The following is a 3,937-nucleotide window of genomic DNA, read 5'->3' on the forward strand; positions in this document are numbered from 1 at the left end:
CACACCTGCTCAGCTGTGAACGCGCCTGCGCTCCACCGCCTCGATCTTGAGCAGTTGCCGGTACTTCGTGACCGTGCGCCGTGCGACCACCAAGCCCTGCTGGGCCAGTTGGCGCGCGATCTCGGCGTCCGACAGCGGCGCGCTCGAACGCTCCGCTTCGATCATGTCCTTGATGAGCCCGCGGATCGCGGTGGCCGAACAGGCACCGCCGCTGGCGGTGGTCATGGCGCGCGAGAAAAAGTACTTCAGCTCGAATACGCCCAGCGGCGTGGCCATGTATTTATTGTTGGTCACGCGCGAGACCGTCGACTCGTGCAGCCCCACCTCGTCGGCGATCTCGCGCAGGCCCAGCGGCTTCATCGCCAGCGCACCGTATTCGAAGAAGTGCTTCTGCCGCTTCACGATCGCCTGCGACACGGAAAGAATGGTGGCAAAGCGCTGCTCGATGTTGCGCACCGTCCAGCGCGCCTCTTGCAAGTGCGCCGCCATCTCGGTGTTTTGCGCGCAGCGGTGGCGCGCGAACATTTCGGCATACACATGGTTCAGGCGCACGCGCGGCGCGATCACCGGGTTGAGGATCACCGCCCACTGGCCGCGCACCTTGCGGATGATGACGTCGGGTGTCACGTACTGCACCGGGCTGCCGCCAAAGCGCCAACCGGGCCGCGGGTCGAGCCGGCGGATGCGCTCGCACACCGCCTCGATCTCGGCGGGCGTGCGCGATAGCGTGCGCGCCAGGCCGTTCACGTCCTTGGCCGCGAGGGAGGGCAGGTGCTCGGCGATGATCCGCCGCGCCGTCTCGCGCGCCTGCGGGCATGCAATGTCGGCCAGTTGCAGCAACAGGCATTCGCCGACGCTGCGCGCACCCACGCCGGAAGGGTCGAGCGCCTGCACTCGGCCGATCGCGATCTGCATCTCTTCCTCGGTGGGCATCGGGTCGAGTTCGGCGATGGACAACAGCTCGGCCATGTCGGCGCGCAGGTAGCCGTCGTCGTCGAGCGACTCCACGATCACCTTGGCCAGCACCACTTCGCGCTGCGACAGCGAAAGAACATTGAGCTGGCCGTGCAGGTGCGCGGTGAGCGAGGTCTCGACCGCCATCGTGTCCATGACGCTCATTTCGCCGTCTTCGCCGCGACGCTGCGAGCCGTAGCTGTCGGCCTGCCAGCTGTCGCGTTCGCCGTCGCTGCCGTTGTCGAGATCGGCGTTGCCGGCACCCGCCGCATCGGCGTCGTCGGCCACCGTCGCGTCGGCCACGGTGCCGGCGGCCAGCGGCACGGCCGCAGCACCCGAGGCCGGGTCGAGGTCGACGTCCTCGCCTTCGAGGAAGGGGTTCTTGCCGAGCGCGTCGTGGACTTCCTGGGCGAAATCGAGCGATGAAAGCTGAAGCAGCCGCACTGCGTGTTGCAGGCGCGGCGACAGCGTCTGCTGTTGGCGCTGTTCGGCCCGAACGGTCATCGTCGTCATGCGAAAAATCCTTGGCGGCTGGGCGGTGTGACGGGGCTGCGGGCAGAGCGGGTGCTGAGGCGTTTGCACGGCGGTACTTGCAACACCTGTGCCCATTCGGGCGTCCCGTCGCAATCAGTCACGCCTGCGCGGCGGACACCCTCCATCCGCCCGGCATTTGTTGCGCAGGCCGCACAGATGCTGGCTCGGCGGTGAGTGCTTTTCATGCGACGTGCCTGCCCGCCGGTTCTTTACGCGGCTCGACCCACCCGGGTGAGGGAAGGGGGTACCCGCTTTTTGCCGACCCCGGCGCGCAAATTGCAGCAAAGCCGCCCGCTGCCCTGGCGACACCTCTGCGCGCGACTTCCCTTATGCGCCGCAAACCCGGGCGCACCGCGCGACACGCTGCAGTCAAACACGACCGAATGGTTTAACGAAAAAGGCACGTCGCTTGCCCCCTCGGCACAGCGCGATGCGCGTCGCACCGCTGCCACCCAGGAGACACCATGCCCACCAGCCGCCCCCCGACCAGCCGCACCAGCACCAGCGCGCGTAACGAAATCATCACGATGCTCAAGGACGACCACAAGCGCGTGAAAAAAGCGTTTCGCGACTTTGAAAAGCTCGACCCGGCGCAAGACGCCGAGCAGTGCCAGCAGATCGTGCGGCATACCTGCAATGAACTGACGCTACACGCCACGCTCGAGGAAGAGCTGCTCTATCCGGCGGCCAGGCAAGCGCTGCCCGACGCCGACCTCGTCAATGAAGCCGAGGTGGAACACGCCAGCGCCAAGGACCTGATCGAGCAGTTGAAGGGCATGGCCCCGGACGACGAGAAATACTGCGCCACCTTCAAGGTGCTGGGCGAATACATCAAGCACCACGTCAAGGAAGAAGAAAACGAAATGTTTCCCGAGTTGAGCAAGGTCAAGCTCGACTGGGACAGCCTGTGCGCCGAGATGAACGCGCGGCGCGCCGAACTCACCGCGGAGTTGATGCCCGAGCAGGCCGAAGCGGACGACGAAGTAGCGGAATCGGTCGAACCGACCACGAGCGCCAGCCGCGACACGCGCCGCCCCAACCCGGCCCAGCAGCACGGCGCAACCCGCGCGCGCGTTACCCGCAGCGGTGAAACACGCGCCCAGGCGGCCGCTCGCAGCGACGACGCGGAAGGCAGCGACGACCCGCGCGACGGCGACTGAAACGCCCGCCGCCGCACACCGAGGACTCTTTCGCATGCCGACCACCCTGATCGTGTTTTCTCCGCTGCGCTGGAATGCCATGCAGGAGCGACCGCAGCAATTGCTGTTGCGCCTGGCGAGTGGCTGGCGCGTGCTGTTCGTCGAAGAGCCGGTGCCGGGCAACGGCCCGGCGCGTCTGCAGATCGAGGCCGCGGCACCCACGGTCGAGGTGCTGTGCGCGCACACGCCGCTGCCGGCGGCCGGCTTCCACGACGATCAGCTGCCGCTGCTGCGTGCGCTCCTCGCCGGCCATTTGCGCGCGCACGGCATCGACGATTACGCGGTGTGGTTCGCCACGCCGCTGGCGCTGCCGCTGATCGACGAGCTGCAGCCGCGCGCGGTGGTCTACGACTGCATGGATGAGCTGTCCTCGCTCGTCGGCGCGCCGCACCTGCTGCACCAGCGTGAGGCGGCGCTGCTGGGCATGGCCGATCTCGCCTTCGCGAGCGGGCCCTCGCTGTGCGAGGCCCGCAGCGGCCTGCGCGGCGACATGCACTGCCTGCCGAGCGCGGTGGATGCACACGCCTGGTCGCCCATCACGCTCGACCGCAACAGCGCCGAGGCCCTGGCCGCGGCGCGGCTCCAGGCCCACATCGCAGGGCCGCGGCTGGGCTACTGCGGCGCGATCGACGAGCGCATCGACCTCGCACTGCTGGCGCGGCTGGCCGACGCGCGCCCCGACTGGCAGATCGTGATGGCCGGGCCGGTGCTCGGCATCGCGGCGGGGAGCCTGCCGCAGCGCGACAACCTCCATTGGCTGGGCTCGCAGCCCGGCGAGCGACTGGCGCATCTGGTGTCGGCCTGGCATGTGTGCCTGATGCCGTTCAAGCTGCACCCGGCCGTGCGCCAGGCGAGCGCTGCGACCAAGGCGCTCGAATACATGGCCGCCGAAAAACCGATCGCCAGCACCGCTTTGCCGGACGTGAGCGCGCTCTATGCCGACGTGGTGGCGCTGGCCGACGACGCCCCAGGTTTTGTAAACGCCTGCACGCGCCTGCTCGGCGAGTCGGGCGCGGCTCAGGCGGCGCGGGTAGGCGCGATGCGCAAGCATGTCGAGTCCACGTCGTGGGATGCGACGGCCGAGCGCATCGCGGCGCTCCTCGAGGGCGAACTCTGCGAGTACCGCCTACCGGGTGCATTGCGGGAGGGGCCAGGTTGCGAGGCGAGGCGTTTGCCGTCTGCATCGATGCCGATCAACAGCGACGCCCGGGCGGCACGCGGCGGCGAGCGGGGCGGCATCGGCGTCGAGA

3 protein-coding genes are annotated in these 3,937 nt (G+C 68.4%); 2 read left to right on the forward strand and 1 reads right to left on the reverse strand.

Annotated features, from left to right (window positions below; genetic code table 11):
- Window positions 1-9: 9 nt before the first annotated feature.
- Window positions 10-1,467: an RNA polymerase factor sigma-54 gene (gene rpoN / locus RMO12_RS12055; RefSeq protein WP_309639484.1), complete on the reverse strand. Its 1,458-nt coding sequence runs from the start codon at window positions 1,465-1,467 to the stop codon at window positions 10-12.
- A 485-nt stretch (window positions 1,468-1,952) separates the two neighbouring features.
- On the opposite strand from rpoN, the gene RMO12_RS12060 reads away from it, so the two are divergent.
- Together RMO12_RS12060 and RMO12_RS12065 are read left to right on the forward strand one after the other, a co-directional pair.
- The gene (locus RMO12_RS12060) at window positions 1,953-2,648 is read left to right on the forward strand and encodes a hemerythrin domain-containing protein (RefSeq protein WP_309639485.1); all 696 of its coding nucleotides are present in this window, start codon (window positions 1,953-1,955) and stop codon (window positions 2,646-2,648) included.
- A gap of 34 nt (window positions 2,649-2,682) precedes the next feature.
- Window positions 2,683-3,937, forward strand: a 1,255-nt coding sequence (locus RMO12_RS12065) for a glycosyltransferase (RefSeq protein ID WP_309639486.1), incomplete at its 3' end; no start/stop codon positions are given.

It is taken from the genome of Methylibium sp., from assembly GCF_031393925.1.
GTDB lineage: Bacteria > Pseudomonadota > Gammaproteobacteria > Burkholderiales > Burkholderiaceae_C > Methylibium.